This window comes from Alteromonas sp. 009811495 (assembly GCF_028865455.1).
Classification (GTDB): Bacteria; Pseudomonadota; Gammaproteobacteria; order Enterobacterales; family Alteromonadaceae; genus Alteromonas.
Map to the genome: position 1 here is coordinate 1,676,403 of NZ_CP113972.1, position 20,243 is coordinate 1,696,645.

Sequence of the window (20,243 nt, forward strand, 5' to 3'; positions counted from 1 at the left end):
CCGAGTGTCCAACCACCGCAGCCAACGTTCTCTATAACGCTGTGTTAACCAATGTAAAATAGTGCTTTTTAACACAAGACGTTCTCTATCAATGAAATGGTATTGTTTGTCGGTCCTTAAGCTGCAAGGGGGTCAACGCTGTCTAGTAATTGTTGGCTCAACGCTTCACCCGAGGCATGTTGGTTTTGCATTGTACTGGCGCTTTGATGAGGATCTGAAGCAGTCAATCGATGTGCAGTGATGGCGATGAATACCGCTTGGACGTCTTCAGGTGTAACAAAATCTCTTGCGTTAATAAATGCCCAAGCGCGCGCACCCTGTAAAAGAGCGCGACTGGCTCGTGGCGAGAGAGGGTTGGGGTAAGTTCCACTGTTTCTACTCTCGCTGACCAAACTCAAAATATAGTGAATTACAGCTTCACTTGCGTGTACTTTACTAACAGCGTTTTGCATATCCAGCAAAGCATGCTCAGATATGATTTGAGGAAGCTGTGCATTCATGTCCTTTTGCAGCAGCATGGCCTTTTCAGCTTCCCACGCAGGATAGCCAAGCGAAATACGCATAAAAAAGCGGTCAAGCTGTGATTCAGGAAGTGGATAGGTACCAGACTGGTAGCTGGGGTTTTGTGTGGCAATGACAAAAAAGGGGGAGGGTAAAGCATGGGTTACCCCATCGATACTGACTTGTCGCTCTTCCATGGCCTCAAGTAGTGCACTTTGAGTTTTAGGGCTCGCTCTGTTTAATTCGTCAGCTAACACTACTTGACTAAATATAGGGCCATGACGAAAGCTGAATTGTTTATCGTTGTCGCTTTCGTGGCTATGGAAAATGTTGACGCCTAGCATGTCCGAAGGGAGTAGGTCAGAGGTAAATTGTATACGAGAATAGTGAAGGCCAAACACTTGTGAGAGTGCGTGAGACAAAGTCGTTTTACCCATGCCAGGTAAATCTTCAATTAATAAATGACCATTAGCAAGCAGGCATGCAACGGCAAGTTGCAATTGGTGCGGTTTGCCAATGATTTTTTCGCCAAGTGCACTTTGTATCTTTAAAATGTCAGGCCGCATAACTGTTCACTATGTTTTTGTTTCTCGGTTCGATTACTACACATACATATAGCGCATAACGTGTCGAATGCGAGCTATCTCAAAAGGTTCATATCACTTGATACTAGCAAGTCGTGTAAATGGCTTTCTTTTTTGCATCTATACAAAGGTATGTCTGACACTACCTTCGATTTTATGCGCTTTTGGTTGAAAGGGAGATCAGGCGTGCGTAATGCCATCATTTAGCATTAAAAAACACCAAAACAACAGAGATTAAGTGCTGCGTAGTCTATCGGTGTTGTCTATAATGGTGGCTCTTAAAAAGGAAGTAGTTATGAAAAGCATTGAGATAGATGACGATTTATATGCCTTCATCGCCAGCCAGACTAAGCATATTGGTGAAAGTGCATCACAAATTTTAAGACGCCTTCTGTTACCTGAAGATGGTGCAGCGTCTAATGTAAATACGGCCGAGTCAGCAACAACAATTCAAACGAAAAGCACAGCTGCTGAAACAGTAAGCGCGGCGCCAGAAAGTGGCCTAGCGCAAGAAAGTAACAAAGCCGTAGAGAGTGCTTCTTTAAATGAGACTGCTGCTAAACAGCCAATCGGGACGAACAGTAGCGCCGCCACTGAGGTAAAGGCGACTAAACCTGCGCTCAAGTCGACAGCAAAAACAACGGCTAAGAAACCGATTGCAAAGAAACCATCAACGGCCCGTGCAACGGCTACTAACAAGAAGGTAGCTACGACAACAAATGATGTTCAGACAACCGAGCAGCATGACAAGCGCGACATCCTCGATACCGTCTCAAAAGATGCGTTGGGAACATTCACCAAGCGTGTTGATCAATTTCTGTTCGTTTTAAGTGCAGCGCACAAGCTTAATGCAGACTCTTTCTCGAAAGTGGAGAGTATAAAAGGCAAAAACCGTACGTATTTTGCGACAACTAAAGCCGCGCTATTGGAAAATGGTAGCAGCACTAACCCGAAGGCTATTCCAGATAGCCCATACTGGGTTGTGACTAACAACAATACGGCAAAGAAAACGAATATGCTGGAACAGGTTTTGCGTAACTTAGGTTATCGACCTGATGTAGTAGAAACAGTAGTAGCGCGTTTTTCTTCTGAAGGTAAATAAATCAGACTTCTAAAATAAGGATTTTTTCATGGCATTACATCCGCAAGCGGGTAAGAGCGCGGCGAAAGAGCAACTGATTAACGTAGCGCAATTAGTCAGTCAGTATTACAGTTTTAAACCTGACATCAGTGATCCGGGACAAGCCGTATCTTTTGGTACATCGGGTCACAGAGGTACTGCGTCAAATTATACGTTTACTGATATGCACATTAGTGCGATTTGCCAAGCGCTCGTAGAGTATCGCCAACAGGAAGGGATTACAGGCCCGCTGTTTGTTGGAAAGGATACGCATGCCTTGTCTGAACCTGCCATGATAACTGCCATAGAAGTACTTTGTGCAAATGGTGTAGATGTTGTCATTCAGCGCAGTGACAATGAAAGTATGGGTTATACGCCAACGCCTGTTATTTCGCGTACTATTATTCGTCATAATCGCAACAACGATATTAAAGCAGATGGTGTTGTCATCACACCATCACATAACCCACCATCAGACGGCGGCTTCAAATACAATCCTCCGCATGGTGGTCCAGCTGATAGCGATGTTACCAAGCAAATCCAAGACCGTGCGAATGCGCTAATTGCAGAAGGTAATGTAGCGGTCAAACGCGTAGACATTCGTCAAGCAACAGAACGAGGTTTAGTGCGTGAAGAAGACTTCATGGTGCCCTACATCGACGACTTAGCGAACGTTATCGATATGGATGCCATTGCAAAGGCGAACTTGACGTTAGGCACAGATCCTCTTGGTGGTGCTGGGGTAGGCTACTGGTCAGTCATTGCCAAAAAATACGGCTTAAATATTACTGTAGTTAATGATGCAGTAGACCCTCAGTTTGGTTTTATGCGTCGCGACAAAGACGGTAAATTGCGCATGGATTGTTCATCGGCCTATGCGATGGCAGGCCTAATTGAGCTAAAGGACAATTTTGACTTAGCGTGGGGTAACGACCCAGACTTTGACCGTCACGGTATTGTGTGCAAAAGCGCGGGTTTGATGAACCCTAACCATTATCTTGCGGTAGCAATTAACTACTTATATACGCATCGTCCACAGTGGCCTACGAACTTAAAGATAGGTAAAACGCTTGTATCGAGCAGTATGATAGACCGAGTAGCCAAAAGCTTAGATAAACCACTTGCGGAAATGCCTGTAGGTTTTAAGTGGTTTGTAGAAGGTTTGTCAACCAGCACAATTGGTTTTGCTGGTGAAGAAAGTGCAGGTGGTATATTCCTTGAACGCGACGGCAGTACATGGGCTACCGATAAAGATGGTTTTATCTTGTGTTTATTGGCTGCTGAGATTCTTGCAGTAACGGGGAAAGATCCCGGTGAGCATTATCAAGCGCTAACAGAACAGTTTGACGCGCCAGTATACAACCGTGTGGATGTTGCAGCTACGCTTGAGCAAAAGCAAAAACTTTCAGCAATGGACGCGTCGGTAGTGACCAGTGATACGTTAGCGGGTGAATCTATTACAGCAGTTCAAACTCATGCGCCGGGCAATAATGCGGCTATCGGTGGAGTAAAAGTATCTACTGACAATGGGTGGTTTGCGGCACGTCCTTCAGGTACTGAACAAATTTATAAAATCTACGCTGAGAGCTTTAAAGGTGAAAGTCACTTACAAGAGCTTATTAGTGAAGCTGAATTGCTTGTAGGAAAAATTATCAAATAAGCACAAAAAACAATCTGCTTTAAAATTCATTTGTAAATATAATGTTAAAATCCGCATGAATGCATACGAATTCATGCGGATTTTTGTTATTTTAACAAAATGTTTACAACATAATCGTTTAAGTACTGCTATATTGCTGTCATATTCTTAAGATGTTCTGTAATTAAATTACGTTTTTCCGGTGGAAAGACACCCATTAATTAAGAGTGAGACGCAAAATGAACGCAAAAGCGACCAAGACGCAACCCTCTCCAGCTATCGACAAAGCAGCATTTAAAGCTGCTGTTATCAAGCATCTGCACTGCACACTAGGCACCGACGAAAATAAAGCAAACAATCACGCTTGGTGGAAAGCTACCTGTGCCGCCATTCAAGAACAAGTACTAGAAGGCCTTCGTAAGACACAGAAGAGTCATTATTTAAACGACACTCGTGCCGTGCATTATTTTTCTGCTGAGTTCTTGATGGGGCGTTTACTTTCAAACAACCTTCAAAATTTCGGTTTATTTGATGTCGCAAGTGGCGCATTGAAAGAACTAGGTGTGGAAATTTCAGATATTCTAGAAGAAGAGCCTGATATGGCGCTAGGTAATGGTGGCCTTGGGCGCCTTGCTGCTTGCTTTATCGACTCACTTGCTACTATGGAATTGCCCGCCATTGGGTATGGTATTCATTACGAACATGGCTTGTTCCGTCAGGAAATAAAGAGTGGTGCTCAAATCGAGCGTCCAGACAGCTGGCGTGATTATGGTAACCCATGGGAAATTTGCCGCCCTGAATCAATCCAAGAAGTATCGCTTTACGGCTACGTTGAAACTAAGTACGGCGAGAATGGCCGAGTGCTTAAAGAGTGGCACCCAGGTTCTATTGTAAAAGGCGTACCGTGGGATATTCCAGTAGTAGGTTACGAAGGTAAAACCGTAAACGTATTGCGTTTGTGGCAGTCAGAAGCGTCTGACTACTTTAACTGGGATGTATTTAATGCGGGTGGTTATGTTGACGCTCAACGTGAAAACGTATCGGCAGAAACAATTTCTAAAGTCCTTTATCCGAACGATGAAACCGAAGCGGGTAAAGAATTGCGTCTTATTCAGCAATACTTCTTCTGCTCTTGTTCACTTAAAGACATCATTCGTCGTTATAAGCGTGCACACGGAGATGATTGGAGCCGTTTTGCTGATCAGGTAGTCATTCAGTTAAACGATACTCACCCTGCCATTGCGGTTCCAGAGCTAATGCGTATTCTTGTTGACCGTGCAGAGCTAGGTTGGGATGAAGCATGGGCTATCAGCACTAAAGTGTTTGCTTATACCAACCATACATTATTGCCAGAAGCACTAGAAAAATGGCCTGCACGAATGATTGAGAAAATCTTACCTCGTCATTTGGAGATCATCTACGAAATCAATCATCGCTTTATGGCTGAAGTTGATAAGAAATGGCCTGGTGACAATGCGATGAAAGCGAAGCTTTCTATCATTGAAGAAGGCAACGAGAAGATGGTTCGCATGGGCCACTTATCGGTAATTGGTTCTTTTGCCGTAAACGGTGTTGCAGAAATGCATTCTCGCTTGGTGAAGTCGTCACTATTCCCTGAGTTTGACGAGCTATACCCAGGCAAACTAACAAACGTGACAAACGGTATTACGCCACGTCGCTGGTTGAAGGCATGTAACCCTGCGCTGTCTAAGCTCATCGATAAGAAAATTGGTGATGACTGGCCTAAAGATCTTGATAAGCTGCAAGGTCTTGCAAAGTTTGCTAATAACAAAACGTTCCAGAAGCAATTCATGAAAGTGAAGCTAGAGAACAAAGAATTGTTAGCGGAAGAAATTCGCAAGTCGCTTGGTTTAGAGGTGGACGTTAACGCCATATTTGATGTTCAAATTAAGCGTCTTCACGAGTACAAGCGTCAGCATCTTGCTCTTTTACACATTATGGCGCTGTATCGTCGTATTCTTGAAAACCCAGACTATGACATGCACCCTCGTGTATTCGTATTTGGCGCGAAAGCGGCACCGGGCTATAAACTAGCCAAAGATATTATCTACGCGATTAATAAAGTAGCAGATAAGATCAATAACGACCCGCGTGTGAACAACAAGATTAAAGTTGCGTTCCTGCCGAACTACCGCGTTTCTCTTGCTGAGAAGATGATTCCTGCGGCGGATGTGTCTGAGCAAATCAGTACTGCGGGTAAAGAAGCATCGGGCACCGGTAACATGAAGCTAGCGCTTAACGGTGCGGTGACAATCGGTACACTAGATGGTGCTAACGTTGAAATTGCTGAAGAAGTAGGCGACGACAACATCTTTATTTTTGGTCTAACAGTAGAAGAAGTCAACGAACTTAAGGCAAACGGCTACAACCCTTATGACTACTACTACAAAGATGCAGAAATTAAAGCGGTTCTCGACTGGCTAGAAACTGACTACTTTACACCAGGTAAGCCAGGCGCATTAGTGTCTATTAAGCAAAGTCTTCTGGATAATGGTGACCCGTACATGGTGCTTGCGGATTTCCGCGCATACTCTGACGCACAAATTGCAGTAGATGCCGCATATCGTGATAAAGAGCGTTGGGCTGAAATGGCCATCATCAACACGGCGAAAATGGGCAAGTTCACCTCTGACCGTTCAATTCGAGACTACGTAGAACGCGTATGGAAGCTTTCACCTTGTAAGATTGAAAGCTAGAGAAATACGATAAAAACTAAAAGCCCAGCGATGTAAGTATCTCTGGGCTTTTTTTGTTTGCCCTGTGCAAAAAAGGCTTAATCGTTCAATCTAGCTTAAAGTTGAATGTATTTTTCCTCATTAATGAGAGTATAGTTACCCAATCATCTTTTTATGTCAGTGTGCGCTGCTCAAAAAGGTGTTGATAAGAATAATAGGGTATGCAAAATCATACTTTGCCGTCGTTGCACCTCTCTATGCACCATGGTTTTATATAAGAAGTTGTTTATTCGTACCTAGCAGCGATAACGCTGAAGGAAAACATAATGAGCCAAGTACATACATCGCTGGCAACTATTCCCAACCGATATGCATTTATCGATAGCATTTCACGAGAGGCTTCTCAAAGTCACTCGTTATCATTAATGCTCGTGGATGTGGTTCGTTTTTCAGATGTGACAACAAGTCTTGGCATTCACATTGGCGATCGTTTTCTGCTTGAAATCGCAAACAGAATTCAGGGCTTGTTTGGTTCCCAAGTTGCACTAGGCCGCATAAGCGGTGACATTTTTGGCATCGTATTCCCTAACGAAAATAATGAAATAGTAATGCGCGAAATGTTCGAACGCTTAGTCGAACATTTCAAGTCACCCATGCATTATGAAGACACAGCCTTTATTGCCGACTTCAATGTGGGTGTGGTCTGCACAAGTAAGCACAGTCCTAAACAGTTTGATATCACTACCTTTGTGTCTAGAGCTGAAACCGCGCTGAAGCAAGCCAAAGAAAACAAATACGAAAACTACTTTGCACTGTCTACATTTGATAAAACAGACACAGGAAGAAGCCTAGCTTTAAAAGCCGATCTTAAGCGGGCCATTGCGAATAATGAACTAGAACTCTACTTTCAACCAAAAGTGGATTTAAACACCTTAACTATAGTAGGTGGAGAATGTCTTTTACGGTGGAATCATCCGCTTGATGGCGTGTTGTTCCCCGGACCGCTTATTGAGGCAGCTGAGTCGTATAATATGATGAATGAGCTTGGCTACTGGACGCTCGAACAAGCTTTTAGAGCGCTCAATGAATTTGACGCACTAAAGCTTCCTTTGTCATTGTCAGTGAATATTTCGCCAACACAGCTCTATGATAGTCAATTAATTCCGACCCTTGTAACGTTAAGTGAAACCTATTCGATGCCCCTTAACCGTATTGAACTGGAATTGACAGAAGACGTTGCTCTATCAAATTCATTAATGGTTAAAAAGCAACTTGATCAACTGCGAAGTTTGGGTATCGCTATTTCTGTCGACGATTTCGGAAAAGGCTATTCGAATTTAGCTTATATTCGTGATTTGGATTTAGACGCTATTAAAATAGATAAATCGTTTGTGATGGAGTTAGAAGCGCATCCGGTAAACCGCGCGATTATTGAGGCTGCAAAGGTTATTGGGAAAGCAAAAGAGTGCGCTGTGGTCGCTGAAGGTGTAGAAACCTTAGAGCAGTTACATATCTTACGCGAAGTAGGCGTTACAGAAGGGCAGGGGTACTTGTTCTCTCGCGCTGTACCTCTTAAGCACTTCATTGCGCTGACTCAACGAGAAATCATTGTTGGGGTTTCTCCCCGTCGGGCTTTGGCTTAGTAAGGTCATTTACACTTCACCCACAATATTAATGTCCATCAGATGATTTTGTGCGGCGCTATCGTTACACTATAGCCATTCATGATTAGACTGGTTAAGACATGCAACAACTTATTGATAGCGGCGACTTTTTATCATTATCGCGTCGCTCCCCAGAACGCTTTGACGATCCTATACATTTCACACTTAATAACGGTACACAAGTAAGCGTAAGCGCGCCCGGTATCATTAGCTTTTTCCCTCAGTCTATTGCCACACCAAAAAAACAAATTGTTTTATCTTGCGGCGTGCACGGTAACGAAACCGCTCCTATTGAGATCTGCGATGAATTAGTAATGCGAATTCTCAAAAGTGAACTAACACTTTCGCACAACGTGCTGTTCCTGTTTGGTAATTTACCAGCAATGGATATTGCACAGCGATTTGTTGAAGAGAACATGAACCGTTTATTTAGTGGTGCTCATTCAGAAGGCGAAGGATTGGTTAATCAGGAACGCGTTAGAGCTAAAGCCCTCGAAGACGCTATTGCAACATTTTTTGAAAAGAACGAAGGGCCGCGTTATCACTACGATTTACACACGGCCATACGTGCATCTAAGAATGAAAAATTTGCAGTTTACCCTTATTTGCACGAGCGAAAACACAGTAAAGGGCAACTTGCATTTTTGGCAGCGTGCGGTGTTAAGACTATCTTGCTTTCTGAAAGCGCAACGACGACGTTTAGTTATTTTTCATCATACCAATTCAACGCCCATGCATTTACGGTTGAATTAGGCAAAGTGCGACCATTTGGTGAGAATGATATGACCCGTTTTGAGGATGCGAAACAGGCCATTACGTCGCTCATTACCCAAGATGATTTTGCACCTGATGTGGACGTGGCCGAATTAGATATCTATCGAGTGAATCAAGTCATCAACAAACATTACGACGACTTTACCCTTCATTTTGATGATGATACGCCTAACTTTATGGATTATGCCAAAGGGACAGTGTTGGCTAGCGAGAAGGGGAAAGACTATATTGCAGAGCATGAAGGCGAAGCGATCGTGTTTCCTAATGCCAACGTAGCAATTGGACAGCGCGCGCTGCTAACGGTAGTACCAACAACTCTGGAAGACCTCGATGTTTGAGTTAGATAGCCGTTTACACAATGATACATTTTTTGTCTGTGATCTTACGTTGTGTCGTGTACTGTTGATGAACGATAGTCAGTTTCCCTGGCTTATTCTTGTGCCTAGAAAAAATGACATAGCGGAAATTATCGATTTAACTGAGCACGAGCAAATATTGCTACTTCAAGAGTCGGCGACGGTTTCAAAGGTTTTACAAGCGGTTTTCACGCCCTTTAAGTTAAATATAGCAGCATTAGGGAATGTGGTTAGGCAACTACATGTTCACCATGTTGCGCGATTTGAAGGTGATGTGGCATGGCCAAAGCCAGTGTGGGGTAACCAAGCTGCGGTGCCTTATAAAGAAGAAAGTGCGAAATTGCTAATTGCGCAAATAAAACAGCATCTTGAAAGAGAAAATGCAAAGTAAGGTTGTGGCTGATTGCGACAACATTAATTAAAAAAGGAGTGACACATGATTGTTTCTACAACCCCGACATTAGAGGGACATAAGATTGAGGCATACTATGGCATCGTGGTTGGCGAAGCGGTGATGGGAGCCAATGTTTTTAAGGACCTTTTTGCCTCAATAAGAGATATCGTAGGTGGGCGTTCTGGATCTTATGAAGAGGAACTAACCACAGCGCGTAAATTAGCATTTACTGAACTGGAGCACGAAGCGCGGAGCATGGGCGCAAATGCTGTAGTAGGTATCGATTTAGACTATCAAGTTATCGGCGACAAAGGCAGCATGCTGATGGTAAGCATAAGTGGAACGGCTGTTAAAACGACGCCGCTTTAAGCAAAGTTCCTTTCCTAGGGCATAGCAAGACTATGCCTTTTTTATTTTGTGTACCTTTTAGAGTAGGTAAACGCCTATGCGCTTTTGTACTAATAGGCCCAATAAAAAAGGTGTTGAAATATTCACCTCTATTTTTGGGCTTATGGTCTACTTTTTCGACGGAAATGTAGACAGTGGTTTATACTCAAGCGAAGGGAGGCGACACTATGGATAAAAATAAATTCGATGCTCATGGAGAGGTTAAGGCTAGGTTTAACAGTAGCCAACATATTCTCTATATCGACTTGATAGGGCCTTTTAATTTAGAGTTTATGCACAAATACGAAGTGGTTGTTGGTGCGCAAAGAGCAAAGATTGATGTGCCTTGTTGGGGGAGTGTGGTTAACGTAAATGGTTTAGCATTAGCTCCCATGGCAGCAACGAATAGCGGTCAGCTTATTGTTGATAAGGCGGTTGCTCAGGGCCTCGTTGCGACAGCCATAGTTTTTCACGAAGCAGAAGGGGCTGAGTTACAAAGAAAATTTTGGTCTCGCGTTTATGAGACATCGTCATTGCCCTTTGCGTTTTTTCCTACTACAAAAGAAGCCACTGACTGGTTGTCTGAAAAAATTCTTAGCTGTTTGCAAACAAAGAGACTCGATCATTCGATGAGAGTAAATTAATGAATTTAGCCTTGCCCCAAAGTAAACGTTATTCATTGTAAAGTGTATGTAATTTCCGTATAACTAATTGAATATAAAAACTAAGGGATTAAAAGGAATAAGCATGCTAAAGACAATGTTCAAAAGGAAAGCACAAGCAACTAAGTTCAGAGGTGTATTACTGGCTACCGTAGCAACAGCTGCTGTAGTGACGGCGTCCAGTGCTTTGGTGCTGACAAGTAACCCTGCTAGCGCGGCTGATAGTGTGAATGCAGCTGAAGCTAATACGGCATCAGTAATAAAGCGTGCGCTACCTAAGTACCCTAAATATGCGGTTAAAAATGGCATCGAGGGTTCAGTGTTAGTTAACTTCAGTATTGAAAGCGACGGCAACGTTTCTGACATCGAAGTTGTTGCTTCAGATCATGATGGGCTGTTTGATGCGACCGCAATTTTGGGCGTTCAAAAATGGCTCTACACAAAACCTGCTCATAAAATTCGCAATAACTATGTCGCCATTGAGTTCGCACTTACCGACAATCCAAAAACATCACAATTTAGCAATGTAGAAAAAATTCAGGTTCGAGCAGACTAAAAAGGTAAGGGGGCTCACTTACCATTCATCTTCATCGTCAAAACCATTTTTCTTCTTATCTTGGCTGCGGTGTGCTGAACTGTCAGCCTCTTCATTATCAGAGTCAAATGGTTTTGAAGGTGTTGGGAACTTAAATTTGGCGCTGTATTTAAGCAGTGTGATGTTACCCACCACTACACCTAGTACCAACACAATAATCACTAATAGCCAGGTTAAATCCATTGTGTTTACCCTTTTTGTTTTAAACTGCAATAGTGCAGTTTACACGGCACTTCTATTGCCCTTGTTTAACACATAACGATTATACAGCGAAGGAAGCATGGCAAGAATTGTTGCTTTGCCTTCTATTTCACTTTCACTTAATGCGTTTTCTAGTGCCTGAATATTTCTCGCTTTTTCAAAACGTTTAGAAACAGAGCTATGACTTAAGTGCCAAGGTTCCCTTGCGACGCCACCGGTACTTTCACTGAATGGACGGAAAAAACCAAATCTGGCCATGTGCTGCTCTAGCCAACACGCAAGCAAATAGCATGGTCCGCCGCGTTCATACTCACTTTCAACAAGATCAAAACGTCCATTGAGTTTCTCGACAGACGTTTTGTCGTAAACATCGAAATCTGTTCCCCAATGGTGACGGCTGCCACCGGGTAGCGCTGACCACATTAAAATGGCGTGAAGTTTCTCTTCATCGCTTAGTGTTTCTGGTCGTAAGGGGTGACTATTTTTGTCGAGGATGGCGGTCTCGCCCCGCCATTTTCGATTAAAAATAGCAGTTTGGCGAGCAAAGTCTCGGTAACTGCTAACAAGTTGTAAGTCGAGCCCATCTTGCGCTGCTGCCTGTTGCATTGCCGTAAAGTCATCAACAATGTCACGGTGAAGTCTATGGTTAGTGCCAACATCAACCAAATAGTTGTTGTGTAGGCCTAACCATTGATTATCAGAAACAGGAAACATTAGTGAGCAAGTAGCCGTTCTAAAATGCCAAAGTACATATCTGCGAGTTGTTCGAGATCTGCCATCTTAACGCACTCGTCAATCTTGTGAATCGTTGCATTGACCGGCCCAAGTTCGATAACTTGCGCCCCCGTTGGCGCAATAAAACGTCCATCAGATGTACCGCCCGCTGTAGACAGGACTGTAGGCTTTCCCTTAACTGCTTCAATAGCGCCTTGCGTGGCGTCTAGTAACGCGCCTGTATCGGTCAAGAAAGGTTGGCCATTGAACGTCCACTTAATGTCGTAATCAAGCTCATGTTTGTCCAAAATAGTGGTCACACGTTCAATAAGAAGCTGGTCAGTCACTTGCGTTGAAAAGCGAAAGTTAAAACAAACGTGAAGTTCACCAGGAATAACGTTGCCTGCGCCCGTACCAGCGTGAATATTAGATATTTGAAAACTAGTCGGTGGGAAAAACTCATTGCCATCATCCCAGTGCGATTTTGCGAGTTCATCTAGCGCAGCGGCAGCAAGATGCACTGGGTTTTTGGCTAGGTGAGGATAAGCAACATGTCCTTGAACACCTTTTACTACTAAATCGCCTGTAAGCGAGCCTCTTCGCCCATTTTTAACGATATCTCCCACTTCATCAGTTGACGAGGGTTCACCCACTACACACCATGTTATTTTTTCATTGCGAGCTTCTAGTGTGTCTATGACACGGGTTGTGCCGTTAATAAAAGGGCCTTCTTCATCACTGGTAATAAGATAAGCAATACTGCCTTTATGGTCGGGATACTTGTTAACGAATTCTCTTGTTGCAACCAGCATAGCAGCTAAGCTGCCTTTCATGTCAGCTGCACCTCTGCCATGTAGATATCCATCTACTTCTGTGGCTACGAATGGGGGTGTCTTCCATGCGTCTTCGGGACCACTAGGCACGACATCTGTGTGGCCGGCAAAACAAAATACAGGGCCTTCTTTGCCTCTCCGCGACCAAAGGTTCGTGGTGTCGTCAAATACCATAGTTTCATTTGTAAACCCCAGCGCCCCTAAAAAGTCTTTCATTGCTTCCTGGCAACCCGCATCCTCAGGCGTTACTGAACGCCGATTTATTAGATTTTTAGCAATTTCAATAACGGAATCGTTTAACAAAATATGCCCTCGTATTGTGCAGGTTTAAAGCCAATATAAAAGCTGTTGTTATGCAACAGGATAGGGCGCTTAACCATAGCTGGATGAAGCTCAAGTAGCGCCAATGCTTTGTCTTTATCAATCGACGCTTTTTCAGTCTCGTCTAACTGTCGATAGGTTGTACCGCGTTTATTTAGCATGGCTTCCCAGCCTAGCGCGGCTTCTGCTCGTTGCAGAAAGTCTGCATCTATTCCGTCTTTGCGATAGTCGTGAAAAGTAAATTCGACATTGTTGTCAGTAAGCCATTTTTTAGCTTTTTTAATGGTGTCACAGTTGGGAATACCGTAAAGCACTGTACTCATAAAAAATTCCATACTACTTGTTGTTGTTTCGTTAAATATACTTGCGCACTTTTAGTCATTACACATAAAGGCATTCGACAGCTGGCCGATTTAAATATAGAGCGATAAAAGCGTATCTTCGTTGGCCTCTACGTATCTGTGGTTAGTGGCCAGAACACCCAATAAGGCGTGAGCATTTAATACTGTCATTATACAAATATTTGCAACACCTTGTTGTTTTAGCCACACTGAATTCACCGTAAAAAGCGGTGTTTTTATAGAAAAACGGTCGCCTTTTTTTAAGCCGCAATTGAACTGAGCACCGTGTAAGTGATGTGCGTCAAAGCCGTACTTAATTCGGCATTTTAAACCCACTGACGACTTTACCTCAATGGCATAGTCGATAGGTTCAACTTTGAGTACCGTGCCGCTAAAGGGGGCGTATACAGTATTCGCTGTTGAGCTTATCGCCGCACCGGGTCCATAAAAACCTTTTTTAAACAGTGTGTCTTCTAAATCGGTTAGCGGTAAAAGCTGCCCAGAAAAAGGGCTTGGAATATCGACACGCTTTGCAAAAACTTCAGGAGGATAACTGAGTAATTTCCCTTCCACGGTTAACCTTCCTCATGAACGGTATAACCTGCCTTTTTCAATGCGGTAACAGCGTCATTTAGTTTATTGTCTTTTACTAAAAAGAAATCAGTATCAAATGTTGAAACAACGAAGATTGATACTTTTGCCGCTGCGAGAACCTGTCCAATTTGAGCCATTATGCCGATTAGTGAAAGGTGAAGTGGCCCAAGTAACTCGAGCGCTCGCCAGCCTTCATCACAATCTAACGATGAGATTTTTACCGTGTTAGGTACAACAATCGACAGCTCTTCTTCTGTTTTTCCAAGAAAAAAGAGGGGGCTCTGTAGAACAGCGGCCGGTATGTCGCTATCTGGATCCAAACTGTGAATTGTAAATAAAGACTCACGAACTAAGAGTGTTTGTTTTGGCATGAGAAACCGAAAAAATGAAAACTTCGAAGATACTCACATTAAACCACTAACTGTGGTTAAGTGCTACGTGTTATCCACTTAATCTGTGGATAAGTTTGTTGAGTAGTTTGGGGTCTTGTTGTAAGTTCATGATAATAAAGAAATAAATAAACTGTACAAACAATGTGCAGTGGATAACATTCTCGATTTTGCAAGCATTTTCCACAGGCGATGTCTACAGTGAAAATAAAAAATGTTTAGATTTTTTGCAATTTCTTGGCTTGACTTTAATGTAGGTTTTTAGCGGTTGGTCACAAAAGTGTGTCGCCAAAGCGCTACATAAAAAAGCGTTAAAAGTATCCTTGTGTCATCAATTGATCTACATTTGTTAACGCGAATGCCTATTTTTGCCTAAAGATTAAATAAGGAACCTAGCCATGTCAGAAGCTTCTTGGTGTGACATAACAACTGAAGATGCCGAATCGCTCGTTGCGTTTTATGAATTGGTCATGGGATGGAAAAAGGAGCCTGTTGATATGGGCGGCTATAACGATTACGTAATGATGAGAAACGATGGCACACCCGTAGGTGGCATATGTCACAAAAAAGGCGTAAATGTATCGTTGCCAGGCGGCTGGATAAACTACTTCACCGTTGAGAGTTTAAGCGAGGCGTTAGCAAATGCGATCAAAATGGGCGGGGAGAAAGTGGGTGATATTAGACATCACGGAAGTGACAGTTTTTGTATCATTATCGATCCGTCAGGTTCACCTTTTGCTTTATATGAAAAAGGCAGCGATTAAGCTGCCTTTCACCAGATACGAAGCGTTGTTATTTGTTGATTACGCCGCGATTCACTTGGTCGCGTTCAATCGACTCAAACAGCGCCTTAAAGTTACCTTCACCGAACCCTTCATCTTGTTTTCGTTGAATAAACTCAAAAAACACTGGGCCAAATACCGTTTCTGAGAAGATTTGCAGTAATAGGCGTGGCTCACCATTTTCTGTAGTACCATCAAGCAGAATGCCGCGCTTTTGTAATTCGTCTACGTTTTCGCCATGGCCAGGTAAACGCTCTTCTAGCATTTCATAGTAAGTATTTGGAGGTGGGGTCATGAACTTCATGCCGCGCGCCTTTAATTGATCAAGACAGGCAACTAAATCGTCACACGCAAATGCAATGTGTTGAATACCTTCACCGTTATACTTCATCAAGAATTCTTCGATTTGGCCGCCGCCGCCCACCGCTTCTTCATTTAACGGAATTCGAATTTTACCATCAGGCGCTGTCATTGCTTTAGACAGTAGACCTGTGTATTCACCTTTAATGTCGAAGTAACGAATTTCGCGGAAATTAAATAGCTTCTCGTAGAAATTTGCCCAAAAATCCATTCGACCGCGATATACGTTGTGAGTTAGGTGGTCGAGTGTATGGAAGCCACAGCCTTTCGGATTGCGGTCAACACCTTCAATCCAATTAAAGTCGATGTCGTAAATAGTGTTGTCGCCTTGATAGCGGTCGATCAAGTAAAGCATTGCTCCACCGATACCTTTAATGGCAGGCAGTTTTAGCTCCATTGGACCTGTGTGCGTGTCCATTGGTTGTGCACCACGTGCAAGCACTTCTTTGTAGGCCTTCTGCGAGTCTTTTACACGAAAAGCCATTCCGCAAGCCGATGGACCATGCTCTTCGGCATAGTACGAGGCATGACAATTTTTCTCGTAGTTACTTAATAAGTTAATGTCACCTTGGCGCCAGAGTTCTACATCTTTCGACTTGTGACGTGCTACTCGGGTAAAACCCATAGCTTCAAATATCGGCTCTAACATGCCTTTTTCAGGCGCTGTGAATTCTAAGAATTCAAAACCATCTAAGCCAATTGGATTTTCAAATAAATCTGCCATGGAGATACTTCCTCAACGTAATACTGATTTTGTAATTGTGAGTGGATTGTAAGCGCGAGGTAAAAATGCAGGCAATAGCATACCGATATACAAGTACAGTGGCTTGGAAAGCCTAGGTGTAACGATTTGTTTTCGCTTTACCTATGTGAGTTTATTTAAAGTACGCCTATTTCTAATAAGTTATTGTTTTTGAATGTTTATATTGTTTTTGTCTACTGTTTCTATGTGTTCATAAAAACGTACAGCGCAATTAGGCAGTGCACAAGCATGTACACACCGGATGACCGAGCATTGCGTACATGCTTGTTGCACACTTATGTAGATGGCTACACGACGTGTGCACTTCCTTGTCTAAATGCTAAACACTTTGCTGCAAAAACGTACGGCAAAGGTCAACACGCTCTAATTACTTTTTACCGTCGTAGTACTTTTTCAATCCATCCCAGCATGATAAATAGTTACGCTGGCGTATCTCTGAGTTTAAGGCAAACTCAGTAGGAGCGATGGCGTAACGTGACTCAAACATAAAGGCCAGTGTATTTTCGTAGCGCTGCGGCTTGAGTTCAGCGTTAGACGCCTTTTCAAACACTTCTGCTTCCGGTCCGTGAGGCGTCATGCAATTGTGTAAACTCATTCCACCAGGCACAAATCCATGCTCTTTTGCGTCATATGTACCTTCAATAAGCCCCATGAACTCACTCATAATATTGCGATGGTAATAGGGAGGACGAAAGGTATTGTCTGCGACCATCCAACGTGGTGGGAATATGACAAAATCGACGTTTGCAGTGCCTTCTAGATCAGATGGCGATGTTAAAACGGTAAATATGGAAGGGTCGGGATGGTCAAAACTGACCGTGTTCATCACATTGAACAAAGATAAATCGTACTTGTACGGTGCAGAATTACCTACCCACGCGACAACATCAAAAGGAGAGTGCTCAAGTGTTGCTTCAAACAGGTTGCCGCAAAACTTATTAACCATGACGTGTGGTGTTTCATTATCCTCAAACCACGCTGTTGGGTATTGAAAATCGCGCTGGTTTGCATAGCCGTTTGCGCCAACCGGGCCGCGCTCTGGCAGCACAAAAGGATGGCCATAGTTTTCACAAATATATCCGCGAATAGCGCTACTTGTAGGGGTAATAGCAAAGCGTACACCTCTAGGAATAACAAGAATTTCCCCAGGCGATACTGACAACTTACCAAACTCTGTGGTCACGAGCATGTCCCCGTGTTGGGGAACAAATAGCATTTCACCGTCTGATGAGTAAAAAACTTTATTTTCCATTGGCGCATTAGCAACGTAACAATGTATCCCCATGCCAGTTTGCGCTTGCGCATCGCCATTGGTTGCGACCGTTACAAGGCCTTCTACGAAATCAGTTTTTTTATCTGGAAGTGGTACAGGATCCCAACGCAAAACGTTAGGAGGGCAGGGAATACCGGTTTGCGGTGCAGTGCGAATAAGGCCGTTACTCACTGGAGTAAAGTCACCCATGGCAATGGAAGGTCGCAAGCGGTATGTCCAGCTTCGGCGGTTGTGCGCGCGTGGTGCTGTAAATGCAGTACTGCTGAATTGTTCTGCATAGAGTTTATAGTTAACCTTTTGTGGACTAAATTGCCCTTTGGGTAAAGCGCCCGGCAACGCTTCTGTTTCGTGCTCGTTATTAAACCCAGACAAATATGTGACGTTTTCCATAAACCCATTCCAATAATAAAAAGGTAAAACAGTGAATATCGAACTAGTTGCAAATGAAACTAGTTTGAGTAGGCTAGTGCTAATCAACGTGTAAATCAATTGTGAACAGCATGAGTGCTTCATAGGCGAGTGCAAGAAATGTTTTATTAAGTTTACACTCATAATTTACAGGTTAGAGCATTTGCGACGGCAGGGGTGTGGTCAACACGCTCTAGCTAATCAAGTTAACTGGTTTTAGTAGGAGAATGTGGTGACACTCGATGAAATGCTGGCTTACAGGGTGGCGATGCTCTCTGGAAATCTAAGTGAGTCCTTATATTCGGTGTATGCACCTTATGACCTTACTATGCCGCAATGGCGCATTATGGCAACGCTGGGAACTTTGCAAAATAAAGAACGCAATAAAGGCAGCATCGTTAGTATGACAGCTAAGCAACTTGTAAAAGCCACTCGCCTTGACAAAGTGACAGTAACTCGTGCCCTGCAGCAAATGGAGCGTCACCGTTTGATTGATAAGCGTCAAGATACATCTGATGGTCGTGCGGTTAACGTGAGTTTGTCGACAACAGGGCAGAACGTGTATTTAAAGATATTGCCCAATGTAATTAGGTGGCAAGAAGAAAAGCTAGCTAGCATCACTGATTCTGAGTATCAAATATTCCTAAAAGTGATAGATAAGCTGACGTCATAAAATATGGGCCTGTGCCTTTAATTACGTGGTCTGACAAGCTTGGTGATAGATTGCGTAAGGGTTACTTTTGCGTGTTTAACTGTTAAATTGCCACGAAATCGTTAATCAAGGATATTGAGTGGCTCCTCTTGAAGTGTATGCAGGGCAAACTGCACGTGAAACTATTATCAAAAATGGTTTTACTCCCGAACTTTTTAGTTATTTTCTAGGGGCATCGGGTGGCCCAAAATGGTTCTCTTTAGCAGGCCTTGACCGCGTTCTATTTCCAGAATGGTTTGCCAATGTATCGCACCAAATCCACGTTATCGGGTCGTCCGCAGGGGCATTTAGAACTATTTGCGCCGTGCAAGATGACCCGCTTGCAGCAATCAATCGATTGGCAGAATCTTATTCTACGACAACCTATAGCAGCGATAAGCCTACACCCAAGGAAATAACCGAAAAAGCGCTCGATTTACTAAAAGTAATGGTAGACGAAGAGGGGAAGCAACAAGTACTGTCGAATGAGCGTTTTAAAGCACACCTTATCGTAGCAAAATGCTTAGGCGCAACCCGCTTTGAAAGCAAGTTTAGGCAACTTTCTGGTTTGGCAATGAGTGCGGCAGCAAATACAGTTAGCCGCAAGAACTTGTCCCGTCTGTATACGCGCTATGTTTTTTCTACGCCAGGTAGTGACTTTACTATTCACGACCCCTACCACTTACCTACGCAATATCACGAGCTGACTCAAGGTAATATTCACGATGCATTACTGGCATCTGGCTCTATTCCTGTAGTTATTGAAGGCGTAACAAATATAGAAGGGGCACCGCAAGGTATGTATCGCGATGGCGGTATTATTGATTACCATTTTGATCTGTCGTTTGGGCCTGACAAAGGGCTAGTGTTATATCCACATTTTTACAATAAGCCCATTCCCGGATGGTTCGACAAAGGGCTGAAAGGTCGTGTGCCTCATCGTTCTAGCTATGACAATGTAGTGATGCTTGTGCCCTCAAGTACGTTTGTCGCGAATTTGCCGTATAGTAAAATTCCCGACAGAAAGGATTTTGAAGTACTCGATGCCAATACACGCATTAAGTACTGGCAGACTGTGTTGAAAGAAACGGATAGGCTAGGGGAGTATTTTATGAACTCAGTGGCTGACGGTTCGTTAGTCAATAATATTAAGCCATTGCCTTTTAAACAGGTGTAAAGGTGGGCAGGCCTTTTGTTAACT

At 43.3% G+C, this 20,243-nt stretch carries 21 protein-coding genes; 12 read left to right on the forward strand and 9 right to left on the reverse strand.

Translation table 11 applies throughout. From position 1 onward, the window contains the following. Positions 1-116: 116 nt before the first annotated feature. A complete protein-coding gene (locus OZ660_RS07645; RefSeq protein WP_274743074.1) occupies positions 117-1,067 on the reverse strand; it encodes an AAA family ATPase in 951 nt (316 codons plus the stop codon). Between the two features lie 313 nt (positions 1,068-1,380). Here OZ660_RS07645 and OZ660_RS07650 point away from each other — a divergent pair, with 313 nt between their 5' ends. The 9 genes from OZ660_RS07650 to OZ660_RS07690 all read left to right on the forward strand — a co-directional run bounded on the left by OZ660_RS07650 (position 1,381) and on the right by OZ660_RS07690 (position 11,333). Then, complete coding sequence (locus tag OZ660_RS07650; RefSeq protein ID WP_274743075.1) at positions 1,381-2,187, forward strand: SeqA protein; 807 nt, start codon at positions 1,381-1,383, stop codon at positions 2,185-2,187. 28 nt (positions 2,188-2,215) lie between these two features. Then, a complete protein-coding gene (pgm, locus tag OZ660_RS07655; protein ID WP_274743076.1) occupies positions 2,216-3,865 on the forward strand; it encodes a phosphoglucomutase (alpha-D-glucose-1,6-bisphosphate-dependent) in 1,650 nt (549 codons plus the stop codon). A gap of 218 nt (positions 3,866-4,083) precedes the next feature. Beyond that, positions 4,084-6,561, forward strand: a complete 2,478-nt coding sequence (locus OZ660_RS07660; RefSeq protein ID WP_274743077.1) for a glycogen/starch/alpha-glucan phosphorylase — start codon at positions 4,084-4,086, stop codon at positions 6,559-6,561. Between the two features lie 305 nt (positions 6,562-6,866). Next, positions 6,867-8,183, forward strand: coding sequence for a putative bifunctional diguanylate cyclase/phosphodiesterase (locus tag OZ660_RS07665; protein WP_202264949.1), 1,317 nt, complete (start codon positions 6,867-6,869; stop codon positions 8,181-8,183). A 101-nt stretch (positions 8,184-8,284) separates the two neighbouring features. After that, positions 8,285-9,316, forward strand: a complete 1,032-nt coding sequence (astE, locus tag OZ660_RS07670) for a succinylglutamate desuccinylase (protein WP_274743078.1) — start codon at positions 8,285-8,287, stop codon at positions 9,314-9,316. Next, positions 9,309-9,725, forward strand: coding sequence for an HIT domain-containing protein (locus OZ660_RS07675; protein ID WP_274743079.1), 417 nt, complete (start codon positions 9,309-9,311; stop codon positions 9,723-9,725). The genes astE and OZ660_RS07675 overlap by 8 nt, the downstream gene beginning before the upstream one ends. Positions 9,726-9,770: 45 nt before the next feature. After that, entirely contained in the window at positions 9,771-10,097 is a 327-nt protein-coding gene (locus OZ660_RS07680; RefSeq protein ID WP_014949040.1) for a heavy metal-binding domain-containing protein, read from the forward strand. Positions 10,098-10,303: 206 nt separating this feature from the next. Next, positions 10,304-10,759 (forward strand): hypothetical protein, encoded by a 456-nt coding sequence (locus OZ660_RS07685; RefSeq protein ID WP_159625290.1) that lies wholly within the window; start codon positions 10,304-10,306, stop codon positions 10,757-10,759. A 103-nt stretch (positions 10,760-10,862) separates the two neighbouring features. Then, complete coding sequence (locus tag OZ660_RS07690) at positions 10,863-11,333, forward strand: energy transducer TonB (protein ID WP_274743080.1); 471 nt, start codon at positions 10,863-10,865, stop codon at positions 11,331-11,333. 18 nt (positions 11,334-11,351) lie between these two features. Here OZ660_RS07690 and OZ660_RS07695 read toward each other — a convergent pair whose 3' ends face one another. The 6 genes from OZ660_RS07695 to OZ660_RS07720 form a co-directional block, all read right to left on the reverse strand. Then, positions 11,352-11,555, reverse strand: coding sequence for a DUF2897 family protein (locus OZ660_RS07695; protein WP_274743081.1), 204 nt, complete (start codon positions 11,553-11,555; stop codon positions 11,352-11,354). Between the two features lie 39 nt (positions 11,556-11,594). Next, positions 11,595-12,287, reverse strand: coding sequence for a M15 family metallopeptidase (locus OZ660_RS07700; RefSeq protein WP_274743082.1), 693 nt, complete (start codon positions 12,285-12,287; stop codon positions 11,595-11,597). Continuing rightward, entirely contained in the window at positions 12,287-13,423 is a 1,137-nt protein-coding gene (dapE, locus tag OZ660_RS07705) for a succinyl-diaminopimelate desuccinylase (protein ID WP_274743083.1), read from the reverse strand. Before dapE ends, OZ660_RS07700 begins: the two co-directional genes overlap by 1 nt. After that, positions 13,417-13,764, reverse strand: a complete 348-nt coding sequence (locus OZ660_RS07710; protein ID WP_202264970.1) for an ArsC family reductase — start codon at positions 13,762-13,764, stop codon at positions 13,417-13,419. The genes dapE and OZ660_RS07710 overlap by 7 nt, the downstream gene beginning before the upstream one ends. A 90-nt stretch (positions 13,765-13,854) precedes the next feature. After that, positions 13,855-14,355: a PTS sugar transporter subunit IIA gene (locus tag OZ660_RS07715; RefSeq protein WP_274743084.1), complete on the reverse strand. Its 501-nt coding sequence runs from the start codon at positions 14,353-14,355 to the stop codon at positions 13,855-13,857. Positions 14,356-14,357: 2 nt separating this feature from the next. Further along, a complete protein-coding gene (locus OZ660_RS07720; protein WP_274743085.1) occupies positions 14,358-14,747 on the reverse strand; it encodes an ACT domain-containing protein in 390 nt (129 codons plus the stop codon). Between the two features lie 416 nt (positions 14,748-15,163). On the opposite strand from OZ660_RS07720, the gene OZ660_RS07725 reads away from it, so the two are divergent. Next, positions 15,164-15,529, forward strand: coding sequence for a VOC family protein (locus OZ660_RS07725; protein ID WP_274743086.1), 366 nt, complete (start codon positions 15,164-15,166; stop codon positions 15,527-15,529). Between the two features lie 28 nt (positions 15,530-15,557). Here OZ660_RS07725 and hppD read toward each other — a convergent pair whose 3' ends face one another. Next, complete coding sequence (hppD, locus tag OZ660_RS07730) at positions 15,558-16,631, reverse strand: 4-hydroxyphenylpyruvate dioxygenase (RefSeq protein ID WP_202264976.1); 1,074 nt, start codon at positions 16,629-16,631, stop codon at positions 15,558-15,560. A 406-nt stretch (positions 16,632-17,037) separates the two neighbouring features. Then, entirely contained in the window at positions 17,038-18,333 is a 1,296-nt protein-coding gene (hmgA, locus tag OZ660_RS07735) for a homogentisate 1,2-dioxygenase (protein WP_274743087.1), read from the reverse strand. Positions 18,334-18,583: 250 nt separating this feature from the next. On the opposite strand from hmgA, the gene OZ660_RS07740 reads away from it, so the two are divergent. Both OZ660_RS07740 and OZ660_RS07745 read left to right on the forward strand, forming a co-directional pair. Beyond that, positions 18,584-19,024: a MarR family winged helix-turn-helix transcriptional regulator gene (locus tag OZ660_RS07740; protein ID WP_274743088.1), complete on the forward strand. Its 441-nt coding sequence runs from the start codon at positions 18,584-18,586 to the stop codon at positions 19,022-19,024. Between the two features lie 118 nt (positions 19,025-19,142). Continuing rightward, positions 19,143-20,219, forward strand: a complete 1,077-nt coding sequence (locus OZ660_RS07745; RefSeq protein ID WP_274743089.1) for a patatin-like phospholipase family protein — start codon at positions 19,143-19,145, stop codon at positions 20,217-20,219. Positions 20,220-20,243: the final 24 nt, after the last annotated feature.